General features: G+C 31.6%; 16 protein-coding genes. 8 read left to right on the top strand and 8 right to left on the bottom strand.

What is annotated here, in order from left to right:
• Nucleotides 1-6: 6 nt before the first annotated feature.
• Both O5O44_RS07890 and O5O44_RS07885 read left to right on the top strand, forming a co-directional pair.
• Nucleotides 7-672, top strand: a complete 666-nt coding sequence (locus tag O5O44_RS07890) for an ABC transporter ATP-binding protein (protein ID WP_019386582.1) — start codon at nt 7-9, stop codon at nt 670-672.
• A 9-nt stretch (nt 673-681) separates the two neighbouring features.
• Complete coding sequence (locus O5O44_RS07885; protein ID WP_289193827.1) at nt 682-1,440, top strand: TIGR02757 family protein; 759 nt, start codon at nt 682-684, stop codon at nt 1,438-1,440.
• Nucleotides 1,441-1,562: 122 nt separating this feature from the next.
• On the opposite strand, the gene O5O44_RS07880 is transcribed toward O5O44_RS07885, so the two are convergent.
• Nucleotides 1,563-3,452, bottom strand: coding sequence for a M61 family metallopeptidase (locus O5O44_RS07880; RefSeq protein ID WP_289193826.1), 1,890 nt, complete (start codon nt 3,450-3,452; stop codon nt 1,563-1,565).
• An 87-nt stretch (nt 3,453-3,539) separates the two neighbouring features.
• Between O5O44_RS07880 and O5O44_RS07875 the strand changes: the two genes are divergently transcribed.
• The 6 genes from O5O44_RS07875 to O5O44_RS07850 are packed head-to-tail and all read left to right on the top strand — an operon-like array spanning nt 3,540 to nt 9,324.
• Nucleotides 3,540-4,547 carry a glycosyltransferase family 2 protein gene (locus O5O44_RS07875; protein ID WP_289193825.1) on the top strand — a complete coding sequence of 336 codons (1,008 nt, stop codon included), beginning with the start codon at nt 3,540-3,542 and terminating at the stop codon, nt 4,545-4,547.
• 38 nt (nt 4,548-4,585) lie between these two features.
• On the top strand, nt 4,586-6,511 hold the full coding sequence (locus O5O44_RS07870) for a BatA domain-containing protein (RefSeq protein WP_289193824.1): 1,926 nt from the start codon (nt 4,586-4,588) through the stop codon (nt 6,509-6,511).
• Nucleotides 6,508-7,761: a dihydroorotase gene (locus O5O44_RS07865; protein ID WP_289193823.1), complete on the top strand. Its 1,254-nt coding sequence runs from the start codon at nt 6,508-6,510 to the stop codon at nt 7,759-7,761. The genes O5O44_RS07870 and O5O44_RS07865 overlap by 4 nt, the downstream gene beginning before the upstream one ends.
• 6 nt (nt 7,762-7,767) lie before the next feature.
• A complete protein-coding gene (locus tag O5O44_RS07860) occupies nt 7,768-8,109 on the top strand; it encodes a hypothetical protein (RefSeq protein ID WP_019386588.1) in 342 nt (113 codons plus the stop codon).
• The gene (locus tag O5O44_RS07855) at nt 8,110-8,766 is read left to right on the top strand and encodes an alpha/beta hydrolase (protein ID WP_289193822.1); all 657 of its coding nucleotides are present in this window, start codon (nt 8,110-8,112) and stop codon (nt 8,764-8,766) included.
• 36 nt (nt 8,767-8,802) lie between these two features.
• Nucleotides 8,803-9,324 (top strand): hypothetical protein, encoded by a 522-nt coding sequence (locus tag O5O44_RS07850; protein ID WP_289193821.1) that lies wholly within the window; start codon nt 8,803-8,805, stop codon nt 9,322-9,324.
• Between the two features lie 46 nt (nt 9,325-9,370).
• Here O5O44_RS07850 and O5O44_RS07845 read toward each other — a convergent pair whose 3' ends face one another.
• The 7 genes from O5O44_RS07845 to recN all read right to left on the bottom strand — a co-directional run bounded on the left by O5O44_RS07845 (nt 9,371) and on the right by recN (nt 17,041).
• Entirely contained in the window at nt 9,371-10,075 is a 705-nt protein-coding gene (locus O5O44_RS07845) for a response regulator transcription factor (protein ID WP_019386591.1), read from the bottom strand.
• Between the two features lie 2 nt (nt 10,076-10,077).
• Nucleotides 10,078-11,610, bottom strand: a complete 1,533-nt coding sequence (locus tag O5O44_RS07840; protein WP_019386592.1) for a sensor histidine kinase — start codon at nt 11,608-11,610, stop codon at nt 10,078-10,080.
• Between the two features lie 99 nt (nt 11,611-11,709).
• On the bottom strand, nt 11,710-12,309 hold the full coding sequence (gene coaE, locus O5O44_RS07835; RefSeq protein ID WP_289193820.1) for a dephospho-CoA kinase: 600 nt from the start codon (nt 12,307-12,309) through the stop codon (nt 11,710-11,712).
• Entirely contained in the window at nt 12,306-13,262 is a 957-nt protein-coding gene (locus O5O44_RS07830) for a YbbR-like domain-containing protein (protein ID WP_289193819.1), read from the bottom strand. Before O5O44_RS07830 ends, coaE begins: the two co-directional genes overlap by 4 nt.
• A complete protein-coding gene (locus O5O44_RS07825) occupies nt 13,262-14,269 on the bottom strand; it encodes a glycosyltransferase family 2 protein (protein ID WP_289193818.1) in 1,008 nt (335 codons plus the stop codon). Before O5O44_RS07825 ends, O5O44_RS07830 begins: the two co-directional genes overlap by 1 nt.
• 245 nt (nt 14,270-14,514) lie before the next feature.
• On the bottom strand, nt 14,515-15,330 hold the full coding sequence (locus tag O5O44_RS07820; RefSeq protein WP_019386596.1) for an enoyl-ACP reductase FabI: 816 nt from the start codon (nt 15,328-15,330) through the stop codon (nt 14,515-14,517).
• 58 nt (nt 15,331-15,388) lie between these two features.
• Complete coding sequence (gene recN / locus O5O44_RS07815) at nt 15,389-17,041, bottom strand: DNA repair protein RecN (RefSeq protein ID WP_289193817.1); 1,653 nt, start codon at nt 17,039-17,041, stop codon at nt 15,389-15,391.
• Nucleotides 17,042-17,086 lie beyond the last annotated feature (45 nt).

The raw sequence follows: 17,086 nt of genomic DNA, 5'->3' as shown, positions 1-17,086 counted from the left end.
TTACACATGATTCAAGCAAAAAACATTCATAAATATTACGGCAATTTACAAGTATTAAAAGGTGTAAATATTGCCATTAAAAAAGGCGAAATTGTTTCGATTGTTGGTGCTTCTGGTGCAGGAAAAACAACACTACTTCACATTCTTGGAACTTTAGATCAAGCTTCTACAAATGAAGATTTTGAGTTAGTAATTAATAACACCAATATCAATACGCTTAAAGATAAAACCTTAGCTAAATTCAGAAATGAACATCTTGGGTTTATTTTTCAATTCCATCAATTGTTACCTGAGTTTACTGCCATAGAAAATGTTTGTTTACCCGCTTTTATAAAAGGAACAAAAAAATCTGATGCCGAAAAACGAGCCAAAGAACTTTTAGATTTTTTAGGGTTATCGCATCGTTACAATCACAAACCAAACGAACTCTCTGGTGGTGAACAACAACGTGTTGCCGTTGCTAGAGCATTAATTAATAATCCGGATTTGATATTTGCAGATGAACCTTCGGGTAATTTAGATAGCGAATCTGCTGAAAATTTACACAACTTATTTTTTAAATTAAGAGATGAGTTTGGACAAACCTTCGTTATCGTTACACATAATGAAGATTTAGCAGATATGGCCGATAGAAAACTCACTATGGTTGACGGCCTAATAGTAGATAATTAATAGCTTGTTTTGACAAAAGCAGAACTCAAAGACTTTCTAAACGCAAAAGTAATTCAATATAATAACCCAAATTTTATTGAAAGCGATCCTATTCAAATTCCTCATCAATTTAGCATTAAAGAAGATATTGAGATTTCAGGATTTATAACCGCAACCATTGCCTGGGGAAACCGAAAAAGTATTATAAACAATGCCAATAAATTAATGGAATTGTTAGACCACTCTCCTTATGATTTTGTGATGAATCATGAAGTGAACGATTTAGAAAAGTTGGAGCAATTTGTACATCGTACGTTTAATGGCCATGATTGTATTCAGTTTATAAAATCCTTACAACATATCTACAATAATCATGGAGGTTTAGAATCTGTTTTTACTTCTGAAAGTGATACACTTCAAGAATCTATTTCAAATTTTAAAAGTATTTTTTTTGAGATTGACCATTTACCACGAACAGAGAAACACATTAGCGACCCGTTAAAAAATTCTGCCGCCAAACGTATTAATATGTTTTTACGATGGATGGTAAGAGATGATAATACTGGTGTAGATTTTGGTATTTGGAAAAGCATCGCTCCCAGCCAACTTTCATGTCCATTAGATGTGCATTCTGGAAACGTTGCTAGAAAATTGGGATTACTTAAACGAAAACAAAATGATGCGAAAGCCCTTTTTGAACTAGATCATGCTCTAAGGAAACTAGACCCTAAAGACCCTGTAAAATATGATTTCGCCTTGTTTGGTCTCGGAGTTTTTGAAGGATTCTGATTGTTTAAGAAGATAAAACAGTAGAGATACCAAAAATAACTTCCTATAACACTTATAAAAAAACGATCGACAAACTTATAAGTCCATCAATCGTTTATATAATTATGAAAGTGCTAATTTATTTAGCCTTTTAACCATGCCTCACGAAGCTTATGCTGTGCTTCGTTAGCATTTTCTTTTACTTTTAAAGCTTTTCCTTTGGTGTAACCTTGAGTTGTCGTAGTTTTAATTACAATTTCCTGTCCATCGCGATCTAAAACAACCTCTACATCTCTTCCAGGTTTCCAGCTAAATACTTCACCTAAAACTTTATTGGCATTTTGTAGTGTAACCTCTGCTCCATCAACCGACTTGATTACATCGTTTGGCATTGCACCTTGTTCTTTCCAGAAGCTGTTTTCTAAAACACTGTCTATAAAGAATACACCTATTGTTGGGTCGCCACTAACAATTGGCGCACCGTTAATGATAATGTAATTAGCTTCTATTAAATCTTCGGCAATTTCTAATCCTACTTTTGCGAAAAACTCATTGTAATTAATTGGAATATCACCCACAACGTGCGTGTTTAAAAATTCGCCAACCGATGGGTAAGTCATTGCTGTAATCTCCTCGATTAACTTATCGTCTTCAAATGGTTTATTTTTGCCGTATTTGTTTGACAACTCTTTCATTAATGAAAGGATGCCTCTGTTTCCATTACTTCCTTCGCGCATTAAAATATCAACGCACATTCCTATTAAAGCTCCTTTTTGATACACATTTATGTATTGATCTTTATAAGGATCTTTTAAGATGTTTTCACTCATAATGGTAAAACTCATAGCATCATTATAACGCTTAGAACTTTCTATTTTTTCCATTATTTTGTTATAGAAATCTTTCTCTTCAACAAGACCCTGATCTACTTGAAATAAGGTTGCAAAATACTCTGTAACGCCTTCGTACATCCATAAATGTTTTGAAAACGTAGGATTGTTATAATCAAAAAAGTGTACGTCTTCAGAGTGCACACTTAATGGAGTAACAATATGGAAAAATTCATGAGATACAACGTCTATCATGGCTTCTGCAATAGCGTCATCATTCATAGATTCTGGCAATACTACTACTGTTGAAGTATGATGTTCTAAGGCTCCGAACCCTTTTGGAGAGTCTTCTTTTCCTTCAGAAAGATATAAATAGATATCGTATCGAGGTGTAGAGTTGATATCCCCTAAGTATGCTTTTTGAGCTTTCATCATTTTAAAAACTACATCTTTAAGAGATTTAGCTGAATGTACTTTATTTGGAGAATACACACTTAAAACAATATTAATATCTCCTACCTGAAATTCTTCAACATCTAAATTCCCATACATCATTGGGTTATCAGTTATATCAAAATACCTAGGTGCGAAGTAACTAGTTGTGGTGGTTTTTCCATCTTCACTAACTTTAGAACTCACATTTTGTAACGCAGATGTTCTAATAAAATCTGTTGAAGCCGTAACATCTAATTTATACTGATTGTTTTTTAATGAATCAAAATACCCTATAAAACCATGTAAGTTTAACACATAGTTATTAGGTTCTATGTTTGTTCCTGAAGGAGAAAAAGGCGTGTCTTTCCCAATACCACCGCTAGTTTCAATATCGTAAGTATCGTTTACGTAGTAAGTAATTTTGTCTAATTCTTTAGCGTTGGTAATGGTCCAAGAATTGGTATCAACTTTGTTTACAGGTAATTCATTGCCAGCGTAATCTATAGCCTTAAAATCGTCTACATATTTCCCAAAATCACTTACTGAATATGTGCCTTGTACTACTCTTGGCAATCTGTAAGTCACAGTTTCTGTTGTAAAACGACCTGGATTAATAGTTACTGGTGCTTTATCATCAACAATATTAGAAAGATTAATTGATGTTTCAATGGGTAAACTCGTCGCTAAATCGTTGCTTACATTCTTAGTTGTACCACAACTAACTAACACAACTCCAACAAATAACGCAAATAGTGTTTTAGTATTCATTAATTTGATTTTTATAGTTTTTTAATTGACGCCCAAATTACCACAATGTTACGGGGTACTTTCTTAAGGTTTTGTTAAATTCGCAATATGCAAAGACCTTTAATAAGCATTCTAGTTCCATTTAAAAATACCGAGGAATTTATTGCCGACTGCTTAACCTCAATTATTAATCAAACTTATACCAATTGGGAGTTAGTTATTGCTGATGATCATTCAACCGATATGAGTTATTCTATTGTTGAAAATTTCGCCAAACAAGATGACCGAATTAAGCTTTTGAAAAACAGCGGACAAGGTATTATTGATGCTTTAAAGATGGCTTTTAATCAAAGTTCTGGAGAATTCATCACCAGAATGGATAGTGATGATGTTATGCGATTAAATAAATTGGAAATATTATCTAAAAACCTATTAATTCATGGCAAAGGACACCTAGCCGTTGGTAAGGTTAATTATTTTTCTGAAAAAGGCATTAAAGAAGGTTATAAAAATTATGAGATTTGGTTGAACGAGCTTACAGAAAAAGGAAATAATTATTCTGAAATTTATAAAGAATGTGTCATCCCATCACCTTGCTGGATGATTCACAGAAGTGACTTGATGGCTTGTAATGCCTTTAATCCTAAACGATATCCTGAAGATTACGATTTAGCTTTTCGGTTTTATAAACATCAATATACCTGTATTCCTAGTAACGACATTTTACACGATTGGCGAGATTATAGTTACCGAACTTCAAGAACAAACGAACATTATGCAGAAAATCATTTCATACCTTTAAAACTCGATTACTTTTTAGAATTAGACTATAATCCTAAGAAAAAACTTGTGATTTGGGGCGCTGGAAACAAAGGTAAATTTATTGCCAAAACACTGATTAAAAAGCAGATCCCTTTTGAGTGGATTTGCGATAACCCGAATAAAATTGGACGTGATATTTATGGCAACATATTAAAGCCATTTGATTATTTAGAGACTATTAACAATGCACAAAGTATTATTACAGTGGCAAACAAGAAGTCACAACAAGAAATAAAGAATTATTTGTTAAAATTAAATTTGAACTCTATTGAGGATTATGTTTTCTTTTGTTAATGAAAAAAATTATCTAGATTTGCTCAATCGAATAAACCATGCAGTTTAAACACCCAGAAATTCTTTACGCTTTATTTTTACTGCTTATTCCTATTATTGTTCATTTATTTCAACTTCGTAAGTTCCAAAAAGTTTATTTTACAAATGTCGCTTTTCTAAAAGAAGCTACTTTGCAAACACGTAAAAGTTCGCAAATAAAAAAATTGTTAGTGTTATTGACCCGCTTGTTTTTATTAGCAGCATTAGTGTTTGCATTTGCGCAACCATTCACTTCGAAAACAACCAGTTTTAAGAAAGAAAAAGAAACCGTAATATATCTAGATAATTCGTTCAGTATGCAAACCAAAGGCAACCAAGGTGAGCTGTTTAAACGGGCCATTCAAGATGTGATTGCGAACGTATCAGAGAACGAAAATATTACATTGATTACAAATGATAAAGTTTTCAAAAAAACCAGCATAAAAGCTATCAAAAACGAGTTACTTACGCTTAATTACACATCAAGCGATTTAAGTAAGCAAGCGGCATATTTAAAATGCAAAAGCTTTTTATCAAATAAAACTAATACATTAAATAATGTAATATTAATTTCTGATTTTCAAGAAGATAACACAAATTTAAATATTCTATCGGATTCAACAACTAACATCAATTTTGTAAAATTAAACCCTCTCAATAAAAATAACATTGCTATTGATAGTGTTTTTATTTCCAAAGTTAATCCAGACTTATTAGAGCTAAAAGTAGTGTTAAAAAATAGCGGAGTTTCAGTTGAAAACTTACCAGTTTCTTTGTTTAATAATGATAAATTAATTGCAAAGACATCAGTAGAAATTGAGCAAAAAGCAGAAACCATTTTCACCTTACCAAACCATGATGTGATTAACGGAAAAATTACAATTAATGACGCCAGTTTACAGTTTGATAATACGCTTTATTTTAATATCAATGAAGCCTCAAAAATTAATGTTTTAAGTATTAATGATGCTGATGATTCATACCTAAAACGCATTTATAACATAACAGAATTTAATTATGTTTCGGCACAACTAAATACATTAAATTACAATCTTATTGATAGTCAGCACCTCATTATTTTAAATGAATTGAAAAGTATTCCTTTAGCCTTAAATGCGGCATTAAAGCAGTTTATTCGTCAAGGTGGCAACCTAGTTATTATACCTTCTATAAAAAACAATAACGAATCTTACAATACATTTTTAACCAATTATAATCTAAGTTTTAATGAAATAGTTAATTCTGAAAAAAGAATAACGAGTATAAATTATGCACATCCACTTTATAATAATGGTGTTTTTGAAAAACAAGTTAAAAACTTTCAATACCCCAAGGTGAATAGTTTTTATACTTTAGCCTCAAAAAACTTATCTGCCGTTTTACAGTATGAAGATGAGAAGCTCTTTTTAGGTCAAAGACAGAATGTTTACTTATTTACGGCTTCAATAAATCAAGTTAATTCTAGCTTTAAAAATTCACCGTTAATAGTACCAACCCTTTATAATATTGCCAAACAAAGCTTTAAAATACCTGAACTTTATTACATCATAGGTAAAGAAAACGCTTTTGATGTAGATACAAAAATGCAACAAGATGCAGTGCTTTCTTTAGTTAAAGAAGACATTAGCATGATACCAAAACAGCAATATTTCAACAATAAGGTGGTCATAAATACTTTAGAAGACCCTTCAGTTTCGGGAACATATCAAATAAAAAACAAAAACGAAATCATTAAAAATGTGAGTTACAACTATAGCAGAAATGAAAGTCAATTAGCTTACAAAGACCTTTCTGCTCTAGAACAAGTAACAGTTAGTAATTCTATAACAGAAGTTTTCGATACTATAAAAAGTGATACAAAAGTTAACGCCCTATGGAAATGGTTTGTTATTTTTGCACTAGCGTTATTGATTATTGAAATGCTCATCTTAAAATTCTTTAAATGAACATACTTATAAAATCTGCCACGATTATAGATTCCAAAAGCGAGTTTCATAATTCAACTCAAGATGTATTAATTGAAAATGGTGTGATTACAATGATTTCCAAAAGCATTAAAAATCCAAATAATTACAAAGAAATTAAGCGCGACAATTTACATATTTCTCAAGGTTGGTTTGATAGTAGTGTAAGTTTTGGAGAACCTGGATATGAAGAACGCGAAACCATTGAAAACGGATTAAAAACGGCTGCTCACTCTGGTTTTACGGCAGTTGCAGTTAATTCGAATACAAATCCGGTAATTGATTCGAATTCTGATATTACTTTTCTAAAATCAAAAGCAAATAAAAATGCTGTTGAACTTTTACCAATTGGAGCCCTAACCATAGGGAGTAAAAGTGAGTATTTAGCAGAACTATTCGATATGCGTTCTGCAGGCGCCGTAGCCTTTTACGATTATAAAAAACCTATTTCTAATCCAAACTTAATGAAAATTGCGTTGCAATATGCTAGTAATTTTGATGGTTTGGTATGCTCTTTCCCACAGGAAAATAAAATAGCAGGACATGGTGTTATGAATGAAAATGTTACAAGCACAAAACAAGGTCTTAAAGGTATTCCTGCACTAGCGGAAGAATTGCAAGTTGCACGAGATTTATTTTTGCTTGAATATACTGGTGGCAAATTACATATTCCAACAATTTCTACCGCAACTTCGGTAGCTTTAGTACGCGAAGCCAAAAAGAAGAAACTTAATGTAAGCTGCAGTGTAGCCATACATAATCTTTACTTTACGGATGAAGTTTTAACCGATTTTAATACCAACTTTAAAGTATTGCCACCTCTTAGAACGCAGACTGATATCGAGGCTTTAATTGAAGCCGTGAAAGATGGCACTATAGATATGGTAACTACTGACCACTCACCTATTGATATTGAGGAGAAAAAAATAGAGTTTGATCACGCAAATTACGGAACCATTGGTTTAGAAAGTGCGTTCGGTGCTCTGCAAAATATCTTTACCACAAAGAAAACAATTGAAGTTTTGACCAAAGGTAAAACAAGATTTGGGTTAGAACAAACGCCAATACAGATAGGTAATACCGCAAACATATCACTTTTCAATCCTGATGAGAAATATGAGTTTATTAAATCTAATATCATATCCAAATCTAAAAACACCATTTTTGAAAATGAAACTTTAAAAGGTAGAGTTTATGGAATTATTGCAAAGAATAAAGCGGTATTAAATTGATAGATTATGACAGAGGAAGATATTTCTAGAGGAAGAAAAAATGCTATCATCAGTTACATTACAATAATTGGATTCATTGTAGCTTATTATTTAAATAATGAAGAAGATAAAAAAAGTGCTTTTGCTAGTTTTCACATCAGGCAGTCTTTAGGACTTTGGCTTTCATTTATTGTTGTGAACTTATCAATCACTAGAAATTTTGATATTTTTATGTTAAGAGCATCGGTATACGTGTTCTTTTTTACGCTAATAATTTATGGGTTATCGAATGCCATAGGAAGAAAATCACAACCCGTACCGTTGCTAGGTAATTTATTTCAAAAAATCTTTGCTAATTTAGGATCATAAATGATAAACACATCGCTTTCTTTACAACACTTAGTTCGTGAATCTAGTTTAACTGCAAACGCACCTTTACTCATCATGCTACACGGATATGGTAGTGATGAAAACGATTTATTTTCTTTTGCTTCAGAATTACCTGATGAATTATTTATCATCTCTGTAAGAGCCCCTCACCCAATGCAACCTTTTGGCAATGCTTGGTATGCCATTAATTTTGATGAAGAAAAAGGCAAATGGAGTAATAATGAAGAAGCCATAGCTTCTAGAGATTTAATTGCTACATTTATTAATGAAGCTTTGGCAACATATCCTGTTAACAAAAACAATGTTACGCTTTTAGGCTTCAGTCAAGGAACTATTCTGAGTTATGCAGTGGCCTTAACTTATCCTGAAAAAGTAAAAAATATAGTAGCACTTAGTGGCTATATTAATAAAGATATTATACCAGAAAACCTTGAAAGCAAAGATTACACCAACTTAGATTTTTATTGTTCTCACGGTAGTGCAGACCAAGTGATACCTGTAAATTGGGCAAGATTAACACCTCCATTATTAGATAGTTTGAATATCAAACATAAATACTCAGAATTTCCTGTGGGTCATGGTGTGGCACCTCAAAATTTTTATGAGTTTAAAGATTGGTTAATTAAACGTATCTAATTTATTTTATATCTTAAACCTTTAAACAAGGTTAAGATGAAATACAATACAACTTTTTTGCTATGTCTATTTCTGTTTATTGGAAGTAATACATTTTCTCAAAATGAAGACTTATTAAAAGCTATTAATCATGATTTGTGGGCAAACTTCTCTAAGGCTTTTGAGACTTTAGATTATCAGTTATTTTCAGATTTACACTGTGAAAACTTAACGCGTGTAAGTGGCGATAGCCATAAAATTAAAAATAAGACTGAATATATAGAAGTTTACAAAACCTATTGGCAAGATAAAAGTCTTAAGCAGATTATCTCCTTTAGGTTTTTAGAGCGTATTTGTGGCACCGAAAAAGCATCAGAGCGTGGTATTTACAAATTAACCCGAAATCCTAATACAGCTAATGAAAAGTCTTATTATGGCAAATTTCATGTGATATTAAAAAAAGAAGAGTCTGTTTGGAAGATTTTAGTAGATTACGATTCTTCAGAAGGAAATTCCATTAACGAAGAATCCTATCAAAATGCCTATGATATAAACGATTTTGAAAGTTTTAATAAATAAAAAAATCCAGCAGTATGCTGGATTTTATATCATTAAGTAAAGATTACTAGCTATTTACTACAAGTCTAAATCCTTCACCGTGAATATTAAGTATTTCAACTTTATCATCCGGCTTTAAATATTTACGCAATTTTGCAATATATACATCCATACTACGAGATGTAAAATAATTATCATCACGCCATATTTTAGTCAACGCTAATTCACGAGGCATTAAATCATTTTCATGTAGTGCTAACAAACGTAATAATTCGTTTTCCTTTGGTGAAAGTTTTACCGGATCACCACCATCAAATTTTAAGAATCGTAATTTCGAATTTAAATCAAATCGACCAATTTTAAATTCAAATTGTTTACTATCCGAAATGGTTTCTGTAGCTTTTCTTTGAATGATGGCTTTAATTTTCATTAAAAGTACCTCACTATCAAAAGGCTTATTTAAATAATCATCTGCACCCACTTTATAACCTTTTAAAACATCTTCTTTCATTGTTTTAGCAGTTAAAAAAATAATAGGCACATCCGTATTTTTTTCTCGAATTTCTTTAGCCAGTGTAAAACCATCTTTATAAGGCATCATAACATCTAGGATGCACAAATCGAAATCGTCTTTCTTAAATTTTTCAAAGCCTTCCATACCATTTTTAGCATGAGTAACTTCATAATCATTCATCATTAAATAATCCTTAAGAACAGTCCCAAAATTGGGATCGTCTTCAACTAATAAAATTCTTTTTTTATGCTCTTCCATAGTTATGATATTAACGGAAGCTTTATAATGAACGTGCTTCCTTTGTCCTTTTCTGATTCTACTGATACATGACCTTGATGGTCTTCTACAATTCGTTTAACGTAAGCCAATCCTAAACCATGGCCTTTTACGTTATGAATATTTCCTGTGTGTTCTCTATAAAACTTTTCGAACACACGTTTAGCAGCTGCTTTACTCATTCCGCTACCATGATCTTTAATTTTTAATAATATGTTTGTTCCTGCATTTTCGGTATACACCTCAATTTCAGGAGCTTCTGGAGAATATTTTATAGCATTATCCAGAATATTTACTATAACATTAGTAAAATGCGTCTCATTGGCTAACACAGACGACTGTTCAGCATTTAAAAATGTTTTAATATATCCTTGTCGGTCTTCAACAATAAGCTCTACATGTGTAATTGCATCTTCAATTAAGTCGTGCAGTTCCACTCTATCCTTACTGATGTTTAACTCATTTTTTTCTAGTTTAGATATTCTCAATACGTTTTCAACTTGCGCATGCATACGCTTGTTTTCTTCTTTTATCATGCCCAAATATCTAACAACTTTTTCTTTATCATCAATAACTTTAGGGTTTCTAATGGCATCTAAAGCTAAGTTAATAGTTGCTATTGGTGTTTTAAATTCATGCGTCATGTTATTGATAAAATCAGTTTTAATTTCTGAAATTTTACGTTGTTTTACCAACTGAAACAGAGCACTTGAATATGCAATAATGATGATAGATGTAAATAATATTGATAAAAAAATCATTTCTAAAACACCAGATAATATAAACTTTTTATCATCTGGAAAATCAACTAAAAGCCTATATGGTGTTTGATTGTTTTCATCATAAAATATAGGAACCTTAAAGTTCGATTTTGGATTATATTCAAAATTACTACTACTTACTTTTGTTGCTAAATCGTTACTATAAATTGCGTATTCAAAATCAATATCAATACCATCTTTTTTGAGTTTTTCTGTTAACAGGTTTTTAATTTCTGTACCAGAAACACGTTTATGAATGGGTGTACGTTTTGATATTTCTTTAAAACTCTTTTCAAAACTCAATCTTTGTGCTTCATCAATAGTACCGCTTCTAATAATTTTAGAAATTGGACTTTTTATATCTTTTTCTGAAATACCAGCGTTATTATAAATTTCGGCAGTTGACTGCGCAGTAATATTTTTTATATCTAGGCTATCTAAACCAATGTCAAAGAGCGAAGAAGAAAGTTTGTAATTTTCCTCCAATACATTACTTCTGTAAATGAGCGTTTCTTTTGTGCTATTATTTTTTTGATAAATGAGCAATTGAGAAACAGCATCTTCATCTACTTTCTTTTCACTATCTAAGCTTAAAAACTTAGAAAAATATTTTTCAGATTCGTTTTCCTCAACCGTATTTGAAACGTAATTAAGTGCCTTTACAACATTAAACTTAAATCGTTCCTTTTCGTTTTGAACTGAATCATTAATATAATAAGCTTGAATAGAGATAATACCAACTAGAGATAGACTCATGAGTATTATTAATAGGATGAATATTCTTTTGCTCATCATTCAAAATTAACATTTTAACATTTAGCGCTATCGTCTTTTAACCTTACATTAACAAAAATGTTAAAATTGGCGTTTCTTGACTTTTTTAAGAATTTCATTATGAATCTTTAAAACTTGCTTTTTTGTGTATTCAAGTTCGATATTTTCAATAACAAATTGAGAACGTTTTATTTTCTCATCATCTGTCCATTGATTTTTCATAATGGCTTCAATCTTTTCTGCTGAAGTATTGTCGCGTTTAAGTAATCGTTGTATTCTAGTTTTTTTAGGAGCTGTTACTGTAATTACAAAATCACATAATTTATCTCCTCCATTTTCAAATAAAATAGCTACTTCTTTTATTACGTAAGGTGCCTTTTGTTTTAAAACCCATTTTTCAAAATGTCTAGCCACTTTAGGGTGCACAATCGCATTCATTTGATGCAAATACGATTTATCATTGAATATAATATTAGCAATATAAGGCTTGTTCAATTTTCCACTGGTGTAAGCATCATCGCCAAATAGTTTAGTAAGTTTTCTTTTAATGATTTTCGATCTATTCATTAAAAGTTTCGCTTCCTCATCAGCTATATAAACAGGAATCCCTAAAGCTGAAAACTGTTTTGCTACTGTTGTTTTTCCACTTCCTATACCGCCTGTAAGTCCTACTATAATCATTTTGTAATTATAAATTCAATTCGCTGTAACCCTAATCTTGTGTTTTTTACCGTTTCTGGTTGCTTAACCAACTCTGGAATTAAAAAAGACTGGTTCTTATTCGTTTTCGCTAAATCGCAAACCACTTTAAAATTTTTCGCAGATACTGAATTGAAGTCGCTTAAACTCACGTAATAAGAAACGTTTATTACCTTTGGAAAGTATTTTATTTTCACATTTTTAGGCACATTAATAACATGAACCGGAAGTTTCAGCGTGCCTTCTGTGAATTTTTCCACATTACCTTTTAGCATGATTTGTTCAACTGAAAATTTCAAATCTTTTGTTTTAGCTGGTAACTTTAATTTTACTAAATCTTGTATATCTTCTCTAACACCAGCTAAACTAAATGGCTCTGTTTCTAGCTGATTAATTTCTGATACTAATAAATCAGGACCAACAACAACTACTGAATCTGGCTCAGAAAATAATTTTTCAGACATATCAAATCCTGGATGAAAGCTAATATCTGTGTTTAAAACCACAGGAACCTTCTTAACCTTATTTACACCGTATTTAAAAATCAACGGGTCTGGCGTTATATTTAAAATCTCCACTTGTTTATCAAATTGTGTATTATTTAAGTAAGACTTTGACTTATTCCAAACAAACTCTCCTTCTCTTTTTAATACATCTTTACTAAAATCGATAGTTATTTTAGGCGAATAGAAATAATACTTTAGCCATTTGAATCCGTGAGTTTTTAAGGTAATATTTAAACTGGCAGTATCGTTTAAAATGACGTTTTCTTGAGGGACATTTATTTTTTCAATATCAAATGGAATAGTTTTGGTATACTCTTTTGATAGTTTGGTAAAGAATAAGATAACAAAAGCCGACAATAAGAATAAAATAAAAACATTAATCTTTTTATTTTTAAATGATGCTATAATATCTGCTTTTATTTTTTCCATTATTTTAATTTAAAGAATAATTTAGGAAAATGAGTTTCAGGATCTTTATTTAAGAATGAAACCGCGAAGGTAGATTTTAAAAACCCGATGCCGTAGCCGAAAAATTGAATTAAAATGGCGGGTATTACCAATATTGAAACTATAATGTTTTTTGTTTTGATTAAAGCCAGAATAAATGCCAATACAAAATAGAAACCATAAACAATTAGCAACCAGTTAAATCCGACAACAGCTAAAACTACTGTGACGATTAAGCCTAGGGTAAATAAGGTTGGGAACCAATAGGTTATTTTTTTTGTTGAAGGATGCCATTTATTTAAAATAGGGCGAACCATCCCGAATTTATTGACTTGTTTAAAAAAGTTAGACCAAGAAATTCTGCGTTTATGATATACGAAAGCCTCAGGAATAAGTTTGGTTTTAAATCCTAAATTCCACAATCGAATCGATAAATCGGGGTCTTCTCCTGGATGTATTTGTCCGAATCCTTTGGAAGCTTCAAATGCTTTTTTTGAAAGTCCCATGTTGAAACTTCGGGGTTGAAATTTATCTATACTGCTCTTTTTTCCTCGAATTCCTCCAGTTGTAATAAAGGACGTCATTGAAAAGTTGATTGCTTTTTGAAGATTTGAAAATGAATCGTGGGCAGCATCAGGACCACCAAAACAATCTACATATTCTTTTTCTAAACTCTTCTTTACTTCTACTAAATAGGTTTTAGGAAGAATACAATCTGAATCTAAAATGATAAAATAATTGCCCTTGGCTTTTTGCATTCCATAATTTCTAGAATCTCCAGGGCCTGAATTCTCTTTAAAATAATATGAAATGTTTAAACTTTTACTAAACGAATCAACTACTTGTTTTGATGTTTCAGAAGAGCCATCTTCAACAATTACAATTTCATAGGATATATCGCCTTGTAAAGCTTCAAAACTTTCCAAAAGTTCTTGAATCTCGTTAGGTCTGTTATAAACTGGAATTATAAATGAATATTGTAATTGCATAATACAAATGTAATTAATCCTGTTGCATTTATTGGCAAACTTACAGTTGCTTTTTGATGAGATACTTATTTGGCGGACACTTGCGAGAGCGATAGTAGTGGTTAGCTTTTGGCGAGGCGCGCATCGAGCCAAAACTAGTAACGTATAGCGCGGTTTTTTTAAAACTCGCCATAATTATATCAACATATAAAAGCATAAAAAAGCCACCGTTTTATGGGTGGCTTTCTTGTATATTAAAAATTATTTTACTCTTCTCCAACAAAAGTAGACATTACTGCATCGCTCACACCCATGTTACTAAAACCGCCATCGTTATAAAGGTTTTGTAAAGTAACTCGTTTTGTTAAATCGCTAAACATGGCAACGGTGTAATTTGCACAATCCATTGCGGTTGCATTACCAAGTGGCGACATTTTTTCGGCATAAGCTATAAAGCCATCGAACCCTTTTACTCCACTACCTGCAGTTGTTGGTGTAGGGGATTGCGAAATGGTATTAACACGAACGTTTTTATCTCTTCCGAAGAAATACCCAAAACTACGTGCAATACTTTCTAAATAGGCTTTATTATCTGCCATATCATTATAATCTGGAAATACACGTTGTGCTGCCATGTACGTTAGCGCAACAATACTGCCCCACTCATTCATAGCGTCAGATTTATATAAGGTTTGCATTAACTTATGAAAAGACATTGCTGATACATCTGTTCCCTTCTGTGTCCAATCATAATTTTGATCGGTATAATGCTTTCCTTTTCTAACATTTATAGACATGCCTATGGAATGCAAAACGAAATCAATTTTACCACCTAATATTTCCATAGATTGGTCGACTAAATTCTGTAAATCTTCAAGCGAAGTCGCATCAGCAGGAATTATTTGAGAACCAGTTTTTTCTGCCAATTCGTTAATTTGCCCCATTCGCATTGCAACCGGTGCATTTGTTAACACAAATTGTCCGCCTTCTTCATGAACGCGTTCTGCTGTTTTCCAAGCAATTGAATTTGAATCTAGTGCTCCAAAAATGATTCCTTTTTTTCCTTTTAGTAAGTTATACATATGTAATGGTTTATATCTTGATTAGTTATGTTTTAATTTTAGACTTTAAATATACTAATTAATTGAGTAATTCTTTGGCATGAGCTATTGCAGAATTTGATATTTCTGAGCCACCAAGCATTTGTGCAATCTCTACAATTCGTTCGTTGTGATTTAGTTTTATTAAATTAGTTTGCGTTACCTCATTAACATCTTCTTTATAAACTTTGAAATGTGAATGGCCTTTTGCCGCTATTTGAGGTAAATGTGTTATTGAAAACACTTGCATATGCTTACTCATTTGAAGCATAATATCGCCCATTTTGTTCGATATTTCGCCTGAAACACCCGTATCAATCTCATCGAACATAATGGTTGGCAGTTGAATGTATTTTGCTAAAACTGATTTGATAGCTAACATGATTCTAGAAAGCTCACCGCCTGAAGCTGCCTTTTTTAATTCGTTAAAATTACCACCTTTATTTGCTGAAAACAGCAGCGTTAATTCATCTTTTCCGTTAGAATAAAAGGTATTACTCAATTCTAAATCTATTTTAAACTGAGCGTTTGGCATTCCTAAATCTACCAAAATAGTTTCTAATTGTTGTTTTAACTGCGGAATAACTTCTAGCCTGTTTTTATGAATTGATTGTGCGATTTTGTTCAGTTCTTCTTCCTTTTTGGTGATTTCTGAAGATTTCTTCTGAATGGTTTCATCCAAGTTTTCAGTAACTGCTACTTTTTCTTCAAGTTGATTTTTTATGTCGATTAACTCTGAAACTTCTGAAACAATATGCTTTTGCATTAAATTATGGATGCTTTTTAATTTCGCATCTACAACTTCTAATCTCTGCGGGTCTGCTTCTAAGCTTTCTTGTAGTTCATAAACTTCACTATACAGATCGTCCATTTCAATTAAACTGCTATTGGCTCTGGTAAATAACGTCTCATATTTATTAGAAATACCCGATAGTTTCTGAAATATATTTTTTAAAGAAGTTAATGACGTAATAATGCCTATTTGCTCTTCACTTAAGAGTTGATAGGCTTCATCCAGCTTTTCTTGAATCCCTTCTACATTGCTAAGTGTTTCATATTCTTCTTCTAAAGTTTCAACTTCTCCTTCAACTAAATGAGCTTCAACCAATTCATTTAATAAAAATGTATTGTAATCATGCTCTTTTATTGCTTCTGCCTGAAAAGCCAATAATTCTTGATGTTCCTTTTGAAGCGCTTTTAAGCCTTTTAATTCCACTTTATAATGCGATACAAGGTCGTCATGTTTTGCTAAAGCATCGATAACTTGAAACTGAAAATCGTTGCTTGTTAATTGTAAAGTTTGGTGTTGCGAATGAATATCTATTAATCGCTCACCTAGCAATTGCAAACTCGATAAGTTTACTGGCGAATCATTTACAAAAGCTCTTGATTTTCCTGATGGTAATATTTCTCTTCTGATGATTGTTTGATCTTCATAATCGAAATCTTCAGATTGAAAAAGCGATTTTAAATTGTAATTAGCAATATTAAAAATGGCTTCGATAATACATTTTTGAGTTGTGTCTTTTAAACTACTTAAATCGGCACGTTTACCTAAAATTAAAGACAAACCTCCTAGTAATATGGATTTACCCGCACCCGTTTCACCTGTAATAATGGAGAAACCATCATTAAAATCGACATTCAAATTATCAATTAAAGCGTAATTTTTTATGGAAAGTGATGTTAACATTTTTGATTTTCAGTAATTCAGGATAAGAATTTAAACTTAAAAATT

Origin of the sequence: Algibacter luteus (assembly GCF_030344935.1) — a bacterium.
Classification (GTDB): Bacteria; Bacteroidota; Bacteroidia; order Flavobacteriales; family Flavobacteriaceae; genus Arenitalea; species Arenitalea lutea.
The sequence above is the reverse complement of the archived record's forward strand: the minus strand, read 5'-3'. Positions and strand labels throughout refer to the sequence as shown.